14 protein-coding genes and 1 riboswitch are annotated in these 17929 nt (G+C 72.4%); of the genes, 5 read left to right on the top strand and 9 right to left on the bottom strand.

Annotation, left to right across the window (positions count from 1 at the left end):
- Positions 1-232: 232 nt before the first annotated feature.
- Positions 233-1174: an enhanced serine sensitivity protein SseB C-terminal domain-containing protein gene (locus tag ACFVSN_RS34825; protein ID WP_387957493.1), complete on the bottom strand. Its 942-nt coding sequence runs from the start codon at positions 1172-1174 to the stop codon at positions 233-235.
- A gap of 116 nt (positions 1175-1290) precedes the next feature.
- The gene (locus tag ACFVSN_RS34820; protein WP_380441354.1) at positions 1291-2085 is read right to left on the bottom strand and encodes an enhanced serine sensitivity protein SseB C-terminal domain-containing protein; all 795 of its coding nucleotides are present in this window, start codon (positions 2083-2085) and stop codon (positions 1291-1293) included.
- A gap of 208 nt (positions 2086-2293) precedes the next feature.
- A riboswitch (glycine riboswitch) is annotated at positions 2294-2399 on the top strand.
- A 231-nt stretch (positions 2400-2630) separates the two neighbouring features.
- Here ACFVSN_RS34820 and gcvT point away from each other — a divergent pair.
- The 4 genes from gcvT to ACFVSN_RS34800 all read left to right on the top strand — a co-directional run bounded on the left by gcvT (position 2631) and on the right by ACFVSN_RS34800 (position 7153).
- Entirely contained in the window at positions 2631-3752 is a 1122-nt protein-coding gene (gcvT, locus tag ACFVSN_RS34815; protein WP_380441352.1) for a glycine cleavage system aminomethyltransferase GcvT, read from the top strand.
- A gap of 99 nt (positions 3753-3851) precedes the next feature.
- Positions 3852-4226: a glycine cleavage system protein GcvH gene (gene gcvH, locus ACFVSN_RS34810; protein ID WP_359969324.1), complete on the top strand. Its 375-nt coding sequence runs from the start codon at positions 3852-3854 to the stop codon at positions 4224-4226.
- Between the two features lie 136 nt (positions 4227-4362).
- Positions 4363-5631, top strand: a complete 1269-nt coding sequence (gene glyA / locus ACFVSN_RS34805) for a serine hydroxymethyltransferase (protein WP_380441350.1) — start codon at positions 4363-4365, stop codon at positions 5629-5631.
- Positions 5632-5785: 154 nt separating this feature from the next.
- Positions 5786-7153, top strand: a complete 1368-nt coding sequence (locus tag ACFVSN_RS34800; RefSeq protein WP_380441348.1) for an L-serine ammonia-lyase — start codon at positions 5786-5788, stop codon at positions 7151-7153.
- Between the two features lie 81 nt (positions 7154-7234).
- On the opposite strand, the gene ACFVSN_RS34795 is transcribed toward ACFVSN_RS34800, so the two are convergent.
- The 6 genes from ACFVSN_RS34795 to ACFVSN_RS34770 all read right to left on the bottom strand — a co-directional run bounded on the left by ACFVSN_RS34795 (position 7235) and on the right by ACFVSN_RS34770 (position 13922).
- Positions 7235-7516 (bottom strand): hypothetical protein, encoded by a 282-nt coding sequence (locus ACFVSN_RS34795; RefSeq protein ID WP_387592072.1) that lies wholly within the window; start codon positions 7514-7516, stop codon positions 7235-7237.
- Positions 7517-7651: 135 nt separating this feature from the next.
- Positions 7652-8587, bottom strand: a complete 936-nt coding sequence (locus ACFVSN_RS34790; protein ID WP_387957489.1) for a DMT family transporter — start codon at positions 8585-8587, stop codon at positions 7652-7654.
- A 553-nt stretch (positions 8588-9140) separates the two neighbouring features.
- A complete protein-coding gene (locus tag ACFVSN_RS34785) occupies positions 9141-9698 on the bottom strand; it encodes an ATP-binding protein (protein ID WP_380441343.1) in 558 nt (185 codons plus the stop codon).
- Between the two features lie 160 nt (positions 9699-9858).
- Positions 9859-11073: an Ig-like domain-containing protein gene (locus ACFVSN_RS34780; RefSeq protein ID WP_380441341.1), complete on the bottom strand. Its 1215-nt coding sequence runs from the start codon at positions 11071-11073 to the stop codon at positions 9859-9861.
- Between the two features lie 200 nt (positions 11074-11273).
- Complete coding sequence (locus ACFVSN_RS34775) at positions 11274-12512, bottom strand: Ig-like domain-containing protein (protein WP_380441339.1); 1239 nt, start codon at positions 12510-12512, stop codon at positions 11274-11276.
- Positions 12513-12680: 168 nt separating this feature from the next.
- On the bottom strand, positions 12681-13922 hold the full coding sequence (locus ACFVSN_RS34770; RefSeq protein ID WP_380441337.1) for an Ig-like domain-containing protein: 1242 nt from the start codon (positions 13920-13922) through the stop codon (positions 12681-12683).
- A 255-nt stretch (positions 13923-14177) separates the two neighbouring features.
- Here ACFVSN_RS34770 and glgX point away from each other — a divergent pair, with 255 nt between their 5' ends.
- A complete protein-coding gene (gene glgX / locus ACFVSN_RS34765) occupies positions 14178-16382 on the top strand; it encodes a glycogen debranching protein GlgX (RefSeq protein ID WP_380498039.1) in 2205 nt (734 codons plus the stop codon).
- Positions 16383-16393: 11 nt separating this feature from the next.
- Here the strand turns inward: glgX and ACFVSN_RS34760 are convergent, their stop codons facing one another.
- Entirely contained in the window at positions 16394-17821 is a 1428-nt protein-coding gene (locus tag ACFVSN_RS34760) for a family 2B encapsulin nanocompartment shell protein (RefSeq protein ID WP_387957486.1), read from the bottom strand.
- Positions 17822-17929: the final 108 nt, after the last annotated feature.

Raw genomic sequence — 17929 nt, 5'->3', positions numbered from 1 at the left:
ACTCTCTGCCATCCGAACTGGCTTGCGCCAGCCCTGCCAAGCGACAGATGCCCAACTGTGATCTGCGTGCATGCACCTCCACGATCATCGGCATATCCCTCTTCACACGGTCGTGATAACCGTGTCAAGATGCCTGACACCCGCAGCCGCGAAGTCGTCCGGAAAACGCCGAAGCCGACCTGACGCAAAGTCAAGTCGGCTTCTGGAAATGGGTTTTGGCGGGTTTAGCGGTTCAGCGCCCCGGGTATCCGGGCCACGGCCGCTGGGGCGGCTGCGGCTGCGGCTGCGGCTGCGGCTGCCCGTGCCAGCCCGGCCCGGTCTGCTGCGGGTAGTACGGCGGCGCCTGGTGGCCCGGCGGCGGCACCGGCGGGTAGGCACCGGTCGGCCGGGCGAGCCCGGCCGCCTCGCGGTCGTAGAACGGCCGCGCCTTGGCCCGCATCCACAACGCCACCGGGTCGTACTCGTCCGCCATCGCCACCGTGGACACCGCCAGCCCCTCCGGGGCCAGCGCGATCGCCCGCTGCATCAGCGCGCGCACCGCCTCCACGGCCGGCGGGGAGCCGTCGTACAGGTCCAGGCCGATGGCCAGGTACGGTTCGCCCACGGCCGGCTGCACCCAGGCCCGGCGCAGCGCCCGGACGGCCCGCACCTCGCGCGCCTGGTGCTCCAGCAGCGCGAAGAACTGCTGGGCGTTCACCTGCGGCTCGCTGAGCCTCAGCGGCCCGGCCGGCAGCCGGTCCAGGCCCCCCGCGATCCGCCGCAGGTCCGCCCACGGCACGCCGACCCCGCCGCCCGGGGCGTGCGGGTTCAGCCACAGGCCCCAGCGGGTGCGGTACAGCGACGCGGCGATCTCGCGCCCGGAGACGACCTCGTGGGCGCGCGCCCAGCCGGAGGCCGCCAGCTGCTCGGGGGAGGTGACGGCCGGCGCGTAGCCGTGGCCGCTGATCTCCATGTTCCCGTACTGGGCGTCCGGGCTGCCCGGGGTGCCGTGCCACAGCAGCATCCAGACCTGGCCCTCGGCCAGGGCGCGGAGCAGTTGCTCGTACGCCTCGTAGCGCTCCGGCGCGACCTCGCGCAGCGCGCGCTCCAGCACGCCCGGATCCGCGCCGGGGCGTCCGGCCGGTGCCTGGCCCCAGGGCCCCGGTGCACCACCGGACACCGCTCCCGCACTCATGCGCCCACCTCGCCGCGCCTCTTTCCTCACCTGCCGCCGGCCCGTCGGCCGTCTGCACGCACCCTATGGCGCGGCACCGGCCGACGCCACGGCGACGTGCCTACGAACGAACCCCGTCACACCCGCGCGTAGAACGGCAGCACCCGGGTGAGCAGCCACTCGACCACCGGATCGTCGGCGAGGTCGAGCAGCACGAGGTGGACGCCGCCGGGCAGCGGCGCGGTTCCCAGCGCGCGGCCGAGCGCCTCGTTCACCGCCGCCGGGTCGGCCGGGGCGGCCGGGTCCAGCTGCACGCCGATGAACATCACGGTCGGCTCGCCCTCGATGCTCGCGAGCGCGCGGCGCGCGGTCAACACTCCCGGCAGGGCGGCGAGTTCGGCCCGGCAGACGGCCAGGAAGTGCTCCGGGTCCTCCCCCGGCACGGGCTCGCGCAGCGCGACCCGGCCACCGGTCGGCGCCGAGGGGTCCTCCCAGCGGTCCTCGCGCGGACCGCGGCGCAGCTCGGCGACGCCCTGCGGCGGCACCGGGATGCCCACCGCGGCCTCGGGGTTGACGGCGATCCCGACGCCCAACGGCAGCCCGCGGGCGAACTCCCAGGCCGGGGCGACCGCGAACGCCATCCCCGGCGCCTGCTGGAGGAACACCTCCTGCGAGGAGAAGACCGGGACGTACGGCTCGCCGCCCAGCTCGATCGTCGGCAGGTCCAGCGACTGCCCCTGCGGGTCGCCGCCGGCGGGCAGCGGGATCCACACCTGGCTGCGGGCCAGCACCTCGACCACCCGCGGCGTCGCGCCCGGATCGCCCAGCGCGGCGGTGAGCACCTGCTCCAGCTCGTTGGCCGGCCAGGCCCCGCCCGGTGGCGGCGTGTCCGGGCCGCCCCACCCCTGCTGCTGCTCCACCGGGTACCCCATGCGCCCCTGTACCGCCCTCTGCCGGTCGGCCGCCCACTGCTGCCGACGCGCAGCAGTCTAGGGTGCGTGTTCCCTTGTGTGGCGTGTGGCCGGGTCCCCTGTGGGGTGTGACCGGGTCCCCCCTCCCATCGGTGCCGCGGACGTGCCATGATGTGCGCGTCCGACGGCGTCGTGCGCAGTCGGCCCCACTAACTCCATACCGGCCGCTCGAACCCGCGCGGGAGAGTCCGGAGTGCCCCGTCTGGTGGCACGGCCGGCGCCGAAGGAGCAAGTCCTCCCCGGAATCTCTCAGGCCCCCCTACCGCACGGGTTAGGCACATCTGGAAAGCGGCGCACGGCCTGTCGTGCGCCCACCCACGGTGCAAGCCGCCATCCTGTCCGGAAAGCTGGAAACAGCGACGGGCCGCTGCGCGGTGAAGCTCTCAGGTTCGACGACAGATGGGGAGACCCACGCCGCCGCATGCCCGCGCGCAGGAGTCGGTCCCCGAGCGGGTCCGGTCCGGCGCGTGCACCCCTGAGTGCCCAGACCGAGGAGTTCCCAGGCCATGTCGTCCCTCCGCCTCACCGCGCTCGACGCGCTGCACCGCGCCCTCGGCGCGACCATGACCGACTTCGCCGGCTGGGACATGCCGCTGCGTTACGGCAGCGAGCGCGAGGAGCACCTCGCCGTCCGCACCAAGGCCGGTCTGTTCGACCTGTCCCACATGGGCGAGATCACCGTGACCGGCCCGCAGGCCGGCGAGATGCTGGACCACGCGCTGGTCGGCTTCGTCTCCGCCCTCGGCGTGCTGCGCGCCCGCTACACCATGATCTGCGCCGAGGACGGCGGCATCCTGGACGACCTGATCGTCTACCGCCTGCGCGAGGACTCCTTCCTCGTCGTCGCCAACGCCTCCAACGCCCAGCTGGTGCTGGACGAGCTGATCGCCCGCGCCAAGGGCTTCGACGCCGTCGTCACCGACGACCGCGACACCTACGCGCTGATCGCCGTCCAGGGCCCGGAGTCCACCGCGATCCTCGCGAAGACCACCGAGGCCGACCTGCCCGGCCTGAAGTACTACGCGATCCTCCCGGCCCGGGTGGCCGACCGGGACGTGCTGCTCGCCCGCACCGGCTACACCGGCGAGGACGGCTTCGAGATCTTCTGCGCCCCGGCCGACGCCGAGCCGGTCTGGCAGGCGCTGACCGCCGCCGGCGAGGGCCACGGCCTGGTGCCGTGCGGCCTGTCCTGCCGCGACACCCTGCGCCTGGAGGCGGGCATGCCGCTGTACGGGCACGAGCTCTCCACCGACCTGACCCCGTTCGACGCCGGCCTCGGCCGGGTCGTCCGCTTCGACAAGACCACCAACGACGGCGCCTTCGTCGGCCGCAAGGCCCTGGAGAAGGCCGCCGCCGAGGCGGAGTCGACCCCGCCGCGCGTCCTGGTGGGCCTGGTCTCCGAGGGCAAGCGCGTGCCGCGCGCCGAGTACACGGTGGTCTCCGCCGACGGCGCCCCGATCGGCCGGATCACCTCGGGCGCGCCGTCCCCGACGCTGGGCAAGCCGATCGCGATCGCCTACGTCGACGCGGCCCACGCCGCCCCCGGCACCGCCGTCGCGGTGGACGTGCGCGGCAAGCACGAGCCGGTCGAGGTCGTCGCCCTGCCGTTCTACAAGCGCGCCCGCTGAGGATCTTCCCGGGCCCTCGGTCACCACTGATCCGCGACGAAGCCGTCCGCGCGGCGGCCCGCTTCGTCGTACCCGCTTCCCATCCTGGAGAATGACGCCATGAGCAACCCCCAGCACCTGCAGTACACCAAGGAGCACGAGTGGCTGACGGCCGCCGAGGACGGTGTCTCGACGGTCGGCATCACCAAGCACGCCGCGGACGCGCTCGGTGACATCGTCTACGTGCAGCTGCCCGAGGTCGGCGACGAGGTGACCGCCGGCGAGACCTGCGGCGAGCTGGAGTCCACCAAGTCGGTCAGCGACCTGTACTCCCCGGTGACCGGCGAGGTCGTCGAGGTCAACCAGGACGTCCTGGACGACAACGCCCTGGTCAACAGCGCCCCGTTCGAGGGCGGCTGGCTGTTCAAGGTCAAGGTGGAGTCCACCGACGAGCTGCTCAGCGCCGACGAGTACACCGCCTTCATCGGCGGCTGACCAGGCCCTTGGCACGGCGGGCCGCAGCGCGGCGGCCCGCCCCCCTCACCGCCCACCCGTCACCCGCCGCCGCCCTTCCGAGGGCGCACTTCGCGCGGCGGTCCCGATTCCTCCTTCGCCCCGGGAAGACCACACCATGACGGTTCTCAACGAATCCCTGCACTCGCTCGACCCGGAGATCGCCGCCGCGGTCGACGCCGAGCTGCACCGCCAGCAGACCACCCTGGAAATGATCGCCTCCGAGAACTTCGCCCCGGTGGCGGTCATGGAGGCCCAGGGCTCGGTGCTCACCAACAAGTACGCCGAGGGCTACCCCGGCCGCCGCTACTACGGCGGCTGCGAGCACGTCGACGTCGTCGAGCAGATCGCGATCGACCGCGTCAAGGCCCTGTTCGGCGCCGAGCACGCCAACGTCCAGCCGCACTCGGGCGCGCAGGCCAACGCCGCCGCGATGTTCGCGCTGATCCAGCCGGGCGACACCATCCTGGGCCTGAGCCTGGCCCACGGCGGTCACCTGACCCACGGCATGAAGATCAACTTCTCCGGCAAGCTCTACAACGTGGCCGCGTACCACGTCGACGAGAAGAGCGGCCAGGTCGACATGGCCGAGGTCGAGCGCCTCGCCAAGGAGCACCAGCCGAAGCTGATCATCGCCGGCTGGTCCGCCTACCCGCGCCAGCTCGACTTCGCCGAGTTCCGCCGCATCGCCGACGAGGTCGGCGCCCTGCTCATGGTGGACATGGCGCACTTCGCCGGCCTGGTGGCCGCGGGCCTGCACCCGAACCCGGTGCCGTACGCGGACGTCGTCACCACCACGACCCACAAGACCCTGGGCGGCCCGCGCGGCGGCGTCATCCTGTCGAAGGCCGAGTGGGCCAAGAAGATCAACTCCGCGGTCTTCCCCGGCCAGCAGGGCGGTCCGCTGGAGCACGTGATCGCGGGCAAGGCCGTCGCGTTCAAGGTCGCCGCGTCCGAGGAGTTCAAGGAGCGCCAGCAGCGCACCCTGGACGGTGCCCGGATCCTCGCCGAGCGCCTGCTGCAGGCCGACGTCGCCGAGGCCGGCGCCTCCGTGCTGTCCGGCGGCACCGACGTGCACCTGGTGCTGGTCGACCTGCGCAACAGCCAGCTCGACGGCCAGCAGGCCGAGGACCGCCTCCACGAGGTCGGCATCACGGTCAACCGCAACGCGATCCCGAACGACCCGCGCCCGCCGATGGTCACCTCCGGCCTGCGCATCGGCACCCCGGCCCTCGCCACCCGCGGCTTCGGCGCCGAGGACTTCCGCGAGGTCGCCGACATCATCGCCGAGGCCCTCAAGCCGGGCTTCGACGAGACCGTCGCCGCCGGCCTGAAGGCCCGCGTCACCGCGCTGGCCGAGAAGTACCCGCTCTACCCGAACCTCTGATCGCCGGGGGTGGGTGACCGGCCTCACGCCGGTCGTCCACGGGAGTTTCCGGGGCACCGCGCACACTGGAAAGACGCGCGGTGCCCCTCCTCATGCTGCGCCTACGCACAGCAACGCAATGTCCGTCCACGAGACCAGACAAGGACGTCCCCCCGTGGCCCTCAGTGTCTTCGACCTTTTCTCCATCGGTATCGGCCCGTCGAGCTCCCACACGGTCGGCCCGATGCGCGCCGCCCGGATGTTCGCCCGGCGGTTGCGGTCCGAAGGCCTGCTGCCCGGGGTGGTGAGCGTCCGCGCCGAGCTGTACGGCTCGCTCGGCGCCACCGGCCACGGCCACGGCACCCCGAAGGCCGTCCTGCTCGGCCTGGAGAACAACTCCCCGCGCACGGTCGACGTCGACCAGGCCGACCGGGACGTCGAGCGGATCACCGCCGAGAAGCGGCTCAGCCTGCTCGGCGAGCACCCGATCGACTTCGATCCCGACACCCAGCTGATCCTGCACCGGCGCCGCTCGCTGCCGTACCACGCCAACGGGATGACCCTGTGGGCGTTCGCGGCCGACGGCTCGACGCTGCTGGAGAAGACCTACTACTCGGTCGGCGGCGGCTTCGTCGTCGACGAGGACGCGATCGGCGCCGACCGGGTCAAGCCGGACGACACCGCGCTGAAGTACCCCTTCCGCACCGGCGAGGAGCTGCTGCGCCTCACCCGCGAGACCGGGCTGTCGATCTCCGGCCTGATGCTGGAGAACGAGAAGGCCTGGCGCAGCGAGGAGGAGATCCGCACCGGGCTGCTGGAGATCTGGCAGGTCATGCAGGAGTGCGTCCGCGCCGGCATGTCCCGCGAGGGCATCCTGCCGGGCGGCCTCAAGGTGCGCCGCCGGGCGGCGGCCGCGGCCCGCGCGCTGCGCGCCGAGGGCATCGGCCCGGCCAACGCGATGGAGTGGGTGACGCTCTACGCGATGGCGGTCAACGAGGAGAACGCCTCCGGCCGCCGGGTGGTCACCGCGCCGACCAACGGTGCGGCCGGGATCATCCCCGCCACCCTGCACTACTACCTGAACTTCATCCCGGGCGCCGACGACGACGGCATCGTCCGCTTCCTCCTCGCGGCCGGCGCGATCGGCATGCTGTTCAAGGAGAACGCCTCCATCTCCGGCGCCGAGGTCGGCTGCCAGGGCGAGGTCGGCTCCGCCTGCTCGATGGCCGCGGGCGGCCTCGCCGAGGTCCTCGGCGGCTCCCCCGAGCAGGTCGAGAACGCCGCCGAGATCGGCATCGAGCACAACCTCGGCCTCACCTGCGACCCGGTCGGCGGCCTGGTCCAGATCCCGTGCATCGAGCGCAACGGCATGGCGTCCGTCAAGGCCGTCACCGCCGCCCGCATGGCCCTGCGCGGCGACGGCCGGCACCACGTCTCGCTCGACAAGGCGATCAAGACGATGAAGGAGACCGGCGCCGACATGAAGATCAAGTACAAGGAGACCTCCCGCGGCGGCCTCGCCGTGAACGTCATCGAGTGCTGATCGCCCCGGCGTGACGGCGGGCCCCCGGACGGCGTGACCGTCCGGGGGCCCGTTGTGTTGCGGCGGCCGGCCCGCCTGCCGCTATTCCTGCGCGGCGCGGCGGCAGGCGTTGCCGGCGATGACGGCCGGGACGTAGTCCTCCCGCAGGAGGTGGTAACAGCTCTGGAAGGCAGCCTGTCCCCCGGCCGCGCCGATCAGGCAGGCGTCCTCCGCGATCTGGGCGTCGGCGTCCGGCTTGTTCTCCAGGACGTAGTAGAAGCAGCCCTGCGGGGTCGCGCTCGCGGCCGGCGCGAGGGCGACGACACCACCCAGCGCGAGGGTGAGGCCGGTGGCCGCGGCGGCGATCCGTCGTACGAGCTTCATGGTCGGCAAATCCTTCCGGTCGTCACGGAGTCGGCGGACGAAGGACGAACGCTTCGTCCACCAACTCCCGGTCCCGGCAAGAGATACCGAAGTGGCCCGCCGACCGCCCGGGGCCGCGCCGACGACCCGCCAAGATCACCCGAAGGCGAGGAAGGCCAGCCCGGCGGCCAGGATGCCGAGGCCCGACCACGAGACGGCCGGCAGCCGTTCGCCGAGCACCGCGACGCCGAGGAGGGCGGCGACGGCGGGCTCGGCGAGGGTGAGCGTCGTGGCGGTCTGGGCCGTGGTGCGGCGCAGGCCGTGGCCGAAGAGGCGGTACGCGAGGAAGGTCGTGATCACGGCCAGGTGGAGCACGACGGCCGCCCCCCGGAGCGAGACGAGCCAGGGCCCGCCGCCGCACACCAGGACGGGCAGCACGAGCACCGCGGCCGCGCCGAACATCGCGCCCATCACCCCGCCCGACGCGTGCCCGCGCGCGATCAGCGCGCCCCCGATGAGCGAGTACGCGGCGTACGAGAGCCCGGAGAGGGCGGCCAGCAGGACGCCGAGGAGGTCCACGGGCGCGCCGGCGCCGGTGAGTCCGGGCCCGAGGACGAGCACCGCGCAGCCGAGGACGGCGGCGGCGGTGGCGACGGCCCACCGGGTGCCCGGTAGCTGCCGCCCGGCGATCCAGCCGAGGAGGCCGGTGAACACGGGGGCGCTGCCGAGCGCGATCACGGTGGAGACGGCGACGCCGGTGCGCGTCACGGCCGGGTAGAACGTGAGCGGGTAACCCACCACCGCGACGGCGCCGAGGGCGAGCAGCCGGCGCTCGCCGCGGGTGCACGCCCCGGGCAGGGCGCGGGCGTCGCGGCTGGAGAGGAACAGGAGGAGCCCGCCGAGGACGAGCGCGGCGGCCCCGAGGACCGCCGGGGGCGCACCGGCGGGCGCGAGGGAGCTCGCCGTCCCGGTGGTGCCCCAGAGCACGGCGGCGGCCAGGATCGGCAGCGGACCGCGCAGGCGGCCGGGGGCGGTGGGAGCCGCCGGGGTGGCGGGGCGGGAGGGCGTGCGGGTACGGGTGCGGTTCGGCACAGTGGTGAACTTCCGTCGTCGAAGACCGTCTTGGGACTGGTTTCGAAAACGGGCGCACGCGACGGACCCCCGGCGGCAGGGGCCGGCCGGGGCTGCGGGTCAGATCACCTGCGCGCGCCCGCTCAGGCGCGGAGCGGTGGCAGCGCGACGCGCCAGTACGGGTTCACGCCCCCGATGCTACGTCAACGGCGCATGGTGCACGCTCGCCCGAAAGCGTTAACGGCCGCCCCCACCCACACAGGGATGGCGACACCGGTCGGGCGGCCCCTCGGGGGCGATCATTTATGAATATTCACAGGCAACATCGTTAACCTATGCAAATTCCCAAGGTGAAGTAGGTTACAAACCTTTCAATCCAAGCTGCCCGGTTTGCCCACATGCTGAGATCCGTGCCATAGTCGACACATCGGACTTCGACTGGCCCGACCTGGCACAGTCGACGCCCATCGCGCGGCACGCACCCCCTTGGCCGGCGCGATGACCTGCACGGGCCCCCATCCGCCGGACCACGGCGATTCCAGGGGGCCCTGCGTGTTTTCCGGACCCTGCCGCGTCAATGGCGCTCGCGGATCTTCAGCTCGAACCAGACGCCCTTGCCCCGCGGCAGCAGGTCCGCACCCCACCGGTCGGCGAGGTCGTCGACCACCTTCAGGCCGCGCCCCCGCTCGGTGACGGGCAGCGGCTCGGCGAGGATCACGCAGGGCAACGCCCTTGAGGAGTCCCGGACTTCGACCCGCAGCCAGCCCGGCTTGCGGATCACCTGGAGCCCGATCGTGCGGCCGGCGGCGTGCCGAACGGCGTTGGAGACGAGCTCGCTGGTGAGTAACTCCCCCGCCTCCAGGTGCTGGTGGAGGTCCCAGGACTCCAGGACGGAGAGCACCAGCCGGCGGGCCACCTGAGCGGACTCCGCCCGGGACGGCAGCCGCACCTCGCCCGGCGCGGACTGGTCGCACAGCCTGCCGAAGTACATCTCCTCCAGTTCCCCGGAGCTGAGCCGCTCCAGCGCCGACAGCGCGCCCGGGACGTCGATCCAGGACGCCTCCGCGACCATTCCGGCTCCCGGAACTGATGACTGATCTGTTTCGCCCCAACCCGCCATGCGACCCATCATTGCGGAACGCAAGCAGCCGCGTACGGACAATGAGCAAACGATCACGACCGATTCGGCATATGCCCCGTGCAAGAGGGGGCGACGGGCGGGCGGCAAAACGACGACCCGGGACCGGCACGAGGCCGGTCCCGGGTCGCGGGGAACGCGTGGTGCCCGGTGGCTACCAGGAGGCCCAGGGCAGGCTCCAGCCGCTCAGACCGTTCGACGGGTCGAGCGTCTCGCTCTTGCTGGAGTTCTTCACGATCACGACGTCGCCGACGATCGAGCCGTCGTAGAACTTGCCCATCGAGGTGGAGTCGCCGCCGCCCTTGACGTCCTTGAGGCCGACGCAGCCGTGGCTGACGTTGTCCTCGCCGAAGGCGTCCGACCAGTAGTTGCCGTGGATGTAGGTGCCCGAGTCGGTGAGGCGCATCGAGTGCGGCACCTGGAGGTCGTACGGCGCGCCGGTCATCCCGGGCAGGGTGCTGGACTGCATCCGCACCACGCCCTCCTTGGACTCGATGACCATGGTGCCGTTCCAGGTCGGGTGCGCGTCCGAGCCGGAGGTGATGTCGATGTCGGAGGACTGGCCGTCCCGCACGACCGTCATCCTGTGGGTCTTGGCGTCGACGGTGGACACCTGCGAGCGCCCGATGGTGAAGGGCTCGTCGCGGTCGCTGCCGTAGACGCCGGGGGCGATCTCGACGCTGCCCAGGTGGTAGTGCACCGTCACCTTGGTACCGGACTTCCAGTACTCGGCGGGGCGGAAGTCCAGCCGGCGGTCGCCGAACCAGTGGCCCTTCACCTCGGTGCCGTTGCTGCTCTCGAAGGTGATGCCCTTGAGGACCGCGTCCTTGTTCTTGACGTCCTTGCTGAAGTTCACCGAGACGATCATGCCGACGCCGTACGTCGCGTTGTTGTCGACGTTGTCGGCGGCCTTGGCCAGCGCCGTCGGGGTCAGCGTGGTGAAGCTGCTGTCGGCCTGCGCCACGGCGCCGTTGGCGTCCGCGGCCATCGCGCTCACCTGGTAGGAGGTGCCGACCGCGAGCCCGGCGGACGGGGTCCAGCTGGAGCCGTCGGCGGCGATCGTGCCGGGTATCTCCTTGCCGCTCTTGTCGCTCACCTTCACGGTGGTGAGCTTGCCGCCCGTCGCGCCGACCTTCAGCGCGTCCGGCGCGACGTCGACCGAGCCGGTCTTCGGCTCGATGGACACCACGGCCTGCGACGTCTTCGGCGCCGCGCTCGTGCCGGCCGCCGAGGGAGCCGCGGAGGCCGCGCCGCCCCCGAGGTCGGCCTTGGCCGCGCTCCCGCCGCCGTCGTTGTTGTTGCACGCCGCCGTCAGGACCATCATTCCGCCGACCAGACCGACGGCCATCACCCTGCGTATCGACTTCACGTCGATCCCTCCCTCAAACACCCCGTTCGGACCCAGCGGGCCCGACCAATACACGCGCTGGCCACCGGAAAGGTTGCGCCATTCGAGGGGCTTCGCGCTCGGAAAACGCCGGCGGCCCGACCCCAACGGGTGAGGATCGGGCCGCTCGACGGAAAAGCAGTGACGATACGGGACTACCCGGGCCTATTGCCGGGTAAGTCCTACCAGTTCGCCCAGGCGACGTTCCAGCCGCCCAGCCCGTTGGAGGGCGAGACGGTCTTCTCCTTGGTGTTCACTACCTTGACGACGTCGCCGACCATCGAGTCGTTGTAGAACCTGCCGGCGACCGAGGAGTCGCTGCCGCCCTGCACGTCCGACATCGCGACGCAGCCGTGGCTGCCGTTCAGGTTCCCGAACGGGTTGTTCTTGGCCCAGTAGTTCCCGTGCACGAACGTGCCGGACGTGGTCAGCCGCATCGCGTGCGGCACGTCCTGGATGTCGTACTCGCCGCCGAGACCGACGGTCTGCGAGTTCATCCGGGTGACCTTCTCCTTGGACATGATCACCATGGTGCCGCCCCAGGACGGCGTCGCGTCCGCGCCCAGCGTGACCGGCACGGTGGTGCTCTTGCCGTCCCGCTCGACGGTCATCTGGTGCGTCTTGGCGTCCGCGGTGGAGACCATCGAGCGCCCGATGGTGAAGGGCTCGTCCTTGTCCACGTCGCCGTAGACACCGGGCGACACCTCGACGTTCTTCAACCGGTACTTGATGGTGACCTTGGTGCCCGGCTTCCAGTACTCCGCCGGACGGAAGTCCACCCGGCGGTCGCCGAACCAGTGGCCCTTCACCTCGGTGCCGTTGCTGCTCTCGAAGGTGATGCCCTTGACGACGGCGTCCTTGTTCTTGACGTCCTTCGTGAAGTTCACCGAGACGATCATGCCGACGCCGTAGGTGGCGCCGTCGCTGATGTTGTCGTTGGTGGAGACCTTCTTCTCCGGCGTCAGCGTCGTGAACGTCGTCGTGGACGCGGCCACCAGGCCGTCGGCGTCCTTGGCCTGCGCGTTCACCTTGTACGCCATGCCGACGGCGAGCGCCGCCGCGGGCTTCCAGCCGGTGCCGTCCGGGGTGATCGCGCCCTCGACCGGCTTGCCGTCCTTGTCGGTCACCTCGACCGACGTGAGCTTGCCGTTGGACACGCCCACCTGCAGCCCGTTGCTCGGCGCGACGTCCTGGGCGCCGTCCTTCGGTGCCACGGCCAGCACCGCGGCCGAGGTCTTCGGTGCGGCCTGCGAGGCCGCCGGGGCCGCGGCGCCGTCGGCCGCCGTCGTGCTGCCCCCCGACGCCTTGTCGCCGCCCCCGTTGTCGTCGTTGCAGGCCGCGGTGAGCAGCAGCACCCCGCCCATGGCCAGTGCCACCGCACCCCTGCGTATCGCGGCGCCGGCCGTCGTACCCGTCTTCACGGTTTCTCCCCTCCCGGTATTCACTCACTTGACGCGGCGAGTGCCCCCGAAAGTTGCACCGGGCGCCGATCTTTCGCGCCGGGTCCCGGCACGTCGGAGCAGGATAACCGGGCCGTCCGGGTGAACTCCGGGGGGAGGTGGGTGAAGCAGTCGTGAAGGCTCCCGGCGCTAGTGGGACGGCGGCAGCGCGCTGCCGGCCACCCACTGGGCCCACGGCACGTTCCAGTCGTTGAGCCCGTTCTGCGGCGGCACGACGTCCCCGGCGGAGGCCTTCACCTCCAGCACGTCCCCCGGGATGGTGTGCTCGAACAGCCAGCCGGCCGGGGTGTCCTTGCCCGTCCCGCCCTTGGTGTCGGCGAGGCCGATGCAGCCGTGGCTGGTGTTCGCGGTGCCGAACACCCCGGGATCCGCCCAGTAGTTGCCGTGGATGAAGGTGCCGGAGGCGGTCAGCCGCATCGCGTGCGGGACGTCCTTGATGTCGTACTCGTCGCCCATGCCGACGGTCTGCGAGTTCATCCGGGTCTCCCGGTACTTCTCCGACACCACCAGCACCCCCCGGTAGGTGGAGTGGTCGGGGCTGCCACCGGACACCTTCAGCACCCGCAGCACCTTGCCGCCCTGGCCGGAGCGGACGGTCAGGGTGTGCGCGTCGAGGTCCACCGTGGACACCTGGGCCCGGCCGACCGTGAAGCGCAGGTCCTTGGTCTGGGTGCCGAACTCCCCCGGCGCGCCCTGCACGTCCTTCAGCCGCAGCTCCACCGTGACCTTCGTCCCGGCCGCCCAGTACCGCTGCGGGCGGAAGTCCAGCCGCTGGCCGCCGAACCAGTGCGCGGCCACCGGGACGGGCGGGTCCGCGCTCACCCGCACCGCCCGCTCCACCGCCGCCCGGTCGGTGACCGGACGGCTGAAGCGCAGCGAGACGGGCATCCCGACACCCACCGTGGAGCCGTCCTCGGGGGTGAAGAAGGCGACGAAGGTGTGCGCGCGGGCGACGGTCGAGAACGCCGAGTGCTGGGCCGCCTTCTGGCCCTGCCCGTCCTCGGCGACGGCGTCCAGGGTGTACGCGGTGCCGAGCGGCAGCGGGCCGTCCGGCGTCCACGCCGCGCCGTCCGGGGCGACGGTGCCGGGGACCTCGGTGCCCCTGCTGTCGGCGAGCCGGACGGAGACCAGCCTGCCCTGCGCGACCGTCACCCGCACCGGCCCGTCCGGCGGCACGTCCTGGGCGCCGTCGGCGGGGAGGGCGGCGAGCACCGCCCGGGACGGCGGCGGGGGCGGGGTGTGCACCCCGGGCGGGGCCCCGTCGTTGGCGGGCGCGGCCGGGGCGCCGCCGCTGCCGCAGCCCGTGAGCGCGGCCAGGCACCAGGCCGCCGCCACCGCCCGCCGCGCCCAAACCCGTCCTCGGCGCCGCATTCCGGGGGCCTCCAGCCGTGTCGTTCCGATATCCGGAACAACGAGGAGCCCCGGGACCGGACACGGCGGCGCGGGCCGGCCGGCGCCCGCCCCCCGGGCCGCGCGGGCGCCCCGCGCCGACCCGGGCACCCCACGGCCCGCACCCCTCGGCCGCCATCCGCCGGTAAGCCCCCGTTCAGCCGCTTCCGATCAGTGCAAACCGGGAATGAGGAAGGGCACGGGGTCCGGGACACCCCGGCCAGGGAGGGCACGGCCATGGCGTCAGGGCAGGAGCTGGAAGCCGGTGTGCGGACGCGCGGCGGACGGACCGCCGAGCCACCGTGGCCCGGCGACTGGCAGCCGCTCGGCGCCCGCTTCCGCACCGACCGGCTCGGCGGCCCCGGCACCAACTTCGCGCTCTGGGCGGCCGGCGCCGAGGCCGTCGACCTGTGCCTGTTCGACGAGGACGGCAAGGAGAGCCGGCACCGCCTCACCGAACAGGACTTCCAGATCTGGCACGGCTTCCTGCCCGGCGTGCGCCCCGGCACGCGGTACGGCTTCCGCGTGCACGGCCGCTGGGACCCGTGGACCGGAGCCCGCTGGAACCCGGCCAAGCTGCTGCTCGACCCGTACGCCCGCGCCGTCGACGGCTGTTACACCTCCCACGACGCGGCCAGCGGCGCCGTCCGCAACTGGCCCGAGGCGGACGTCGCCGACACCGTCCGGGACAACCGCGACTCCGCCCGCTACGTGCCCAGATCCGTCGTCGTCCACGACGACGACGACTGGTACGACGACCACCGCCCGAAGACCCCGTGGGCCGAGACCGTCCTCTACGAACTGCACGTCCGCGGCTTCACCATGCGCCACCCCGACGTCCCGCCCCACCTGCGCGGCACCTACGCGGGCCTGGCCCACCCCGCCGCCGTCGCCCACCTGACCCGCCTCGGCGTCACCGCCGTCGAACTGCTGCCGGTCCACCAGCACGCCAGCGAGGACCACCTCCAGGCCCGCGGCCTGGCCAACTACTGGGGCTACAACACCGTCGGGTTCTTCGCCCCGCACGCCGGCTACTCCGCCTCCGGCTCGCGCGGCGGCCAGGTCGGCGAGTTCAAGCGGATGGTCCGCGCCCTGCACGCCGCCGGGATCGAGGTGATCCTCGACGTCGTGTTCAACCACACCGCCGAGGGCGCCGAACTGGGGCCCACGCTCTCGCTGCGCGGCATCGACAACGCCGCCTACTACCGCCTCGCCCCGCACCGTCCGCGCGGCTACGCCGACTACACCGGCTGCGGCAACACCCTGGACACCCGGCGCCCGCAGGTGATCCGGCTGATCACCGACTCGCTGCGGTACTGGGTCACCGAGATGGGCGTGGACGGCTTCCGCTTCGACCTCGCCGCCGCCCTCGCCCGCGCCGGCGACGGCGTCGACATGGAGCACCCGTTCCTCGCCGCCGTCTCCCAGGACCCCCTCCTCAGCCGGGTCAAGCTGATCGCCGAGCCGTGGGACGTCGGCCCGGGCGGCTACCAGGTCGGCGGCTTCCCCCCGCTGTGGGCCGAGTGGAACGACAAGTACCGGGACACCGTCCGGGACTTCTGGCGCGGCGCCCGCCCGGACGTCCGCGAGCTCGGCTACCGGCTGTCCGGCTCCTCCGACCTCTACCAGCGCGGCGGACGGCGCCCGTACGCCTCCGTCAACTTCGTCACCGCGCACGACGGCTTCACCCTGCGCGACCTCGTCAGCTACGACCGCAAGCACAACGAGGCCAACGGCGAGGCCAACCGGGACGGCACCGACGACAACCGCTCCTGGAACCACGGCGTCGAGGGCGAGACCGGCGACCCGGACGTCACCGCCCTGCGGCTGCGCCAGCTGCGCAACCTGCTGGCCACGCTGCTGCTCTCCACCGGCGTGCCGATGCTCACCGCCGGCGACGAGTTCGGACGCACCCAGGGCGGCAACAACAACGCCTACTGCCAGGACAACGAGGTCAGCTGGCTGGACTGGTCCCTGCTGCGCGAGCCCGGCTGGCGGGACCTGTGTGACCTGACCGCCCGCCTGGTGCGGCTGCGCCGCGCCCACCCGGTGCTGCGGCAGCGGGCGTTCTTCTCCGGCCGGGCCGCCGTCCCGGGCGGCCTGCCGGACCTCGCCTGGTTCACGCCGCTCGGCAAGGAGATGACCGAGGCCGACTGGTTCGCGCCGACGGCCTGCCTCGGCATGCTGCTGTCCGGTGCCGCGATGTCCGAACGGGACGGCGCCGGGCGGCCGTCGCACGACGACAGTTTCCTGCTGCTCCTCAACGCCGGCCACGAACCGGTCGTCTTCACCCTCCCCGGCGAGCCCTGGGCCGCGCCGGAGGCCGCGTACGGGACGGTCGTCGACACGGCGGCCCCGGGCACCGGCGAACCGCACCCGCGGGGGGCCGTCGTGCTGGGCGGGCGCTCGCTCCAGCTGCTGCGCGCGCCCGCCCCGGAGTGATCCGGCGCGCGTCAGCCGCGCGCGTGGCCCACCTCGACGTTCTCCAGCACGCCGATCGCGTCCGGCACCAGCACCGCCGCCGAGTAGTAGGCGCTGACCAGGTAGGACGCGATCGCCTTCTCGTCGATGCCCATGAACCGGACGTTCAGCCCGGGCTCGTACTCGTCCGGGATGCCGATCTGGTTGAGGCCGATGACGCCCTGGTTGTCCTCGCCCACGCGCATCGCGATGAAGGACGTGGTGCCGGTGTCCGCCACCGGGATCTTGTCGCACGGGAAGATCGGCACCCCGCGCCAGGTCGGCCGGTGCTTGCCCGCGACGTCGACGGTGCCGGGGTGGATGCCGCGCCTGTTGCACTCCCGCCCGAACGCCGCGATCGCCCGCGAGGGGGCGAACAGGTAGTCGGTGTCGCGGCGCATGGCGAGCAGCTCGTCCAGGTCGTCCGGGGTGGGCGGGCCGGAGTGGGTCTGGATGCGCTGGTCGAAGTCGGTGTTGCTCAGCAGCCCGAAGTCGGGGTTGTTGATCAGCTCGTGCTCCTGGCGCTCGCGCAGCGCCTGGACGGTCAGCCGCAGCTGCTGCTCGGTCTGGTTCATCGGCTGGTTGTAGAGGTCGGCGACCCTGGTGTGCACCTTCAGGACGGTCTGCGCGACGCTCAACTCGAACTCGCGCGGCCGCAGTTCGTAGTCCACGAAGGCGCCGGGCAGCTCGAACTCGCCCTCGTGGCCCGCCGACAGGTCGATGTTCGCCTCGCCGTGCGGGTTCTGCGCCTGCGCGGCGTCGGCCGCGAAGCCCAGCAGCTGCTCGCGCAGCGCGTCCGAGCGGTCGACCAGCTCCTGGAACACCGGCCACGAGAGCGCCATCGCGACGCCCGCGGTCGCCGCCTTCACGGTGTACGGCCAGGTGCCGTCCTCCCGGGTGAGGGCCTCGTCGCCGATGTGGTCGCCGTCCGCGAGCGTCCCGACCACCGTCTGCTCGCCGTACTTGCCGGTGCCGAGCCGGTCGACCTTGCCGTGCGCGAGCAGGAACACCTCCTCGATCGGCGACCCCTCCTGCACCAGGACGTCGCCCGGGGCGAAGTCCCGCTGCACGAACCGGCGGGCCAGCTCCTCCAGCACGGCGTCGTCCTCGAAGCCGCGCAGCGCCGGCACCTCGCGCAGCGAGGGGGCGATCACGCTCACCGAGGTGCCGGTCTTGGCGAAGCTCACCCGGCCGCGCCCGGTCGCGTAGCTCAGGCGGCGGTTGACCCGGTACGTACCCGCCTGGACCGGTACCCAGGGCAGCATCCGCAGCAGCCACCGGGAGGTGATCTCCTGCATCTGCGGCTCGGACTTGGTCGTCGTCGCCAGGTTCCGCGCCGCCACCGTGCTGAGGCTGAGCTGTGTCCGCACCTGCACCAGCGCGGCGCCCCCCGCGGGGCCCGGCTCGGTCTCGACCGTCATGTCGCATCTCCTACCACTCGCGCATCAGTGACCATCCGTCAGGAGATGTAATCGGCCGATCGGCAGGGGCTCGCAAGAGGCGCTCGACGCACTCCTCCCTGCACGAAC

The sequence above is a fragment of the Kitasatospora sp. NPDC057904 genome, from assembly GCF_042887925.1.
Classification (GTDB): Bacteria; Actinomycetota; Actinomycetes; order Streptomycetales; family Streptomycetaceae; genus Kitasatospora.
Note: the sequence above shows the minus strand (reverse complement) of the source record. Positions and strands in the feature narration are given on the sequence as shown.

Coding starts and splice junctions, on each gene's coding strand:
- ACFVSN_RS34825 (WP_387957493.1), bottom strand. CDS start 1,174: ATGAGTGCGGGAGCGGTGTCCGGTGGTGCACCGGGGCCCTGGGGCCAG.
- ACFVSN_RS34820 (WP_380441354.1), bottom strand. CDS start 2,085: ATGGGGTACCCGGTGGAGCAGCAGCAGGGGTGGGGCGGCCCGGACACG.
- gcvT (WP_380441352.1), top strand. CDS start 2,631: ATGTCGTCCCTCCGCCTCACCGCGCTCGACGCGCTGCACCGCGCCCTC.
- gcvH (WP_359969324.1), top strand. CDS start 3,852: ATGAGCAACCCCCAGCACCTGCAGTACACCAAGGAGCACGAGTGGCTG.
- glyA (WP_380441350.1), top strand. CDS start 4,363: ATGACGGTTCTCAACGAATCCCTGCACTCGCTCGACCCGGAGATCGCC.
- ACFVSN_RS34795 (WP_387592072.1), bottom strand. CDS start 7,516: ATGAAGCTCGTACGACGGATCGCCGCCGCGGCCACCGGCCTCACCCTC.
- ACFVSN_RS34785 (WP_380441343.1), bottom strand. CDS start 9,698: ATGATGGGTCGCATGGCGGGTTGGGGCGAAACAGATCAGTCATCAGTT.
- ACFVSN_RS34770 (WP_380441337.1), bottom strand. CDS start 13,922: ATGCGGCGCCGAGGACGGGTTTGGGCGCGGCGGGCGGTGGCGGCGGCC.
- glgX (WP_380498039.1), top strand. CDS start 14,178: ATGGCGTCAGGGCAGGAGCTGGAAGCCGGTGTGCGGACGCGCGGCGGA.
- ACFVSN_RS34760 (WP_387957486.1), bottom strand. CDS start 17,821: ATGACGGTCGAGACCGAGCCGGGCCCCGCGGGGGGCGCCGCGCTGGTG.